Annotated in this window: 2 protein-coding genes and 1 pseudogene; 1 reads left to right on the top strand and 2 read right to left on the bottom strand. The window is 74.0% G+C overall.

All coding sequences use genetic code 11. From position 1 onward, the window contains the following. Nucleotides 1–144 precede the first annotated feature (144 nt). A complete protein-coding gene (thpR, locus tag ACFW2E_RS36285; RefSeq protein ID WP_384473101.1) occupies nucleotides 145–717 on the bottom strand; it encodes an RNA 2',3'-cyclic phosphodiesterase in 573 nt (190 codons plus the stop codon). Nucleotides 718–756: 39 nt separating this feature from the next. Here thpR and ACFW2E_RS36290 point away from each other — a divergent pair, with 39 nt between their 5' ends. Continuing rightward, on the top strand, nucleotides 757–1,272 hold the full coding sequence (locus ACFW2E_RS36290; protein WP_384473104.1) for a GNAT family N-acetyltransferase: 516 nt from the start codon (nucleotides 757–759) through the stop codon (nucleotides 1,270–1,272). Between the two features lie 22 nt (nucleotides 1,273–1,294). On the opposite strand, the pseudogene ACFW2E_RS36295 reads toward ACFW2E_RS36290, so the two are convergent. Next, nucleotides 1,295–1,561: pseudogene (locus ACFW2E_RS36295) on the bottom strand (MFS transporter); the annotation flags it as partial.

Here is a 1,561-nt window from a genome sequence, read left to right on the forward strand (position 1 = left end):
GGCGCGCGGGGGGGGCGGTCCGGGCGGGGGGGGGGGGCGCGCCTAAAAGCCCCCCCCCCCCCCCCCCCCGCCACCACCACGAACATCAGTACGAGCGCAACGGCCATGATCCGGTTACGGGTTTTCGGGTCCACACACCCGAGCCTAACCGGCCCCGCCGAGTGCCCAGCGGGCGACCGCCTCGTACCGGGGCTGCTCCCCGGGCACCCCGGACCTCGGCAGATTGCTGCGCACCAGGACCAGGTCGGCCACGGTCCAGGTGCTGCTGGTGAAGTCACGGAGGCTCTCGACGCAGCGCCGTACGTCCACCGCGTCCCGGCTGCGCGCCACCGTCAAGTGGGCCTTGTACCGTCGGTGCTCCCCCATCGGCACCCCCGCCTTGCGCGCCGCCGCCTCCGCCCGGTCGGCCAGCAGCCGCAGTGCCTCCAGGTCGCCCTCGGCCCCGGCCCACAGTGCCCGGCCGTGTCCGAACTGGCCGCCGCCCGAGACGGCGAGGGGGAAGGGGGCGCTGCGCCGGGCCGCACGCTCCAGCCGCTCCGAGAGGTCCGGCACGAGCTCGTCGTCGACCTCGCCGTAGAAGGCGAGCGTGAAGTGCCAGCCGGGGCGGCCGGTCCAGCGCAGTCCTTCCGCGCCGGGCAGCCGGCGCAACACGTCGACCTCGGCGGCGAGTTCGTTCGTCACGTCCTGAGGGGGCAGCACGGCGGCGAAGAGTCTCATGCCCTCACCTTCCCAGATCGAGGCGGGCATGATGGCCGCATGACGATCATCATTCGAGAAGGCCGCCCCGACGACGTTCCGGTGATCCTCGGCATGTTCGACAGCTCCGTGGCATGGCTGGTCGCTCAGGGCAGGCCCCGGCAGTGGGGCACCCGGCCCTGGTCGGAGAACCCCCGAGCGGTGGCCATGATCGAGCGGTACGTCGCCGAGGGCGCCCCCTTCTTGGCCGAGGTGGACGGCACCCCGGCCGCGACCCTCACCCTCACCGACGCGCCCGGCCCATACCTGCGGCCCGCCGGCGAGCCCGAGCGGTACATCCACACCTTCGCCTCCGACCGCCGCTTCAAGGGCCGGGGAGCCGGCGCCGCCCTGCTCGCCCACGCCGCCGAGGAGACCCGCCGCGCGGGTGTCGACCTGCTGCGGGTGGACTGCTACGCGGGCGACGACGGCAAGCTGGTCGCCTACTACGAGAGCAACGGCTTCACCCGGACCGAGACCTTCACCCACGGCGAGGACGAGTGGCCCGGGCAGGTGCTGGCCCGGAGGGTCCTGTAGGTATCCCTCCGGGGCCCGCCGCTCACGCCGCGGTCGTCGCCAGCTCCCGCTCGCGCGGCACGAACGCCACCCGCGGATGGCCGTGGTTCCAGCCCACCGACAGGCGCAGTCCGCCGACACGGGCGAGGACCAGGCCGACGGTGACGGCCGCGACGGCCGCGATCACGCCGCCGAGGGCGAAGCCCACCTGGGGGCCGTAGGTGTCGGTGATCCAGCCGACGACCGGGGCCCCCAGCGGCGTACCGCCCATGAAGACCATCATGAACAGGGCCATCACCCGGCCGCGCAT

Source organism: Streptomyces sp. NPDC058964 (assembly GCF_042741275.1).
Classification (GTDB): domain Bacteria; phylum Actinomycetota; class Actinomycetes; order Streptomycetales; family Streptomycetaceae; genus Streptomyces.

Excerpts from the sequence above, each read along its gene's own strand:
- thpR (WP_384473101.1), bottom strand. The coding sequence starts at position 717 with ATGAGACTCTTCGCCGCCGTGCTGCCCCCTCAGGACGTGACGAACGAA.
- ACFW2E_RS36290 (WP_384473104.1), top strand. The coding sequence starts at position 757 with ATGACGATCATCATTCGAGAAGGCCGCCCCGACGACGTTCCGGTGATC.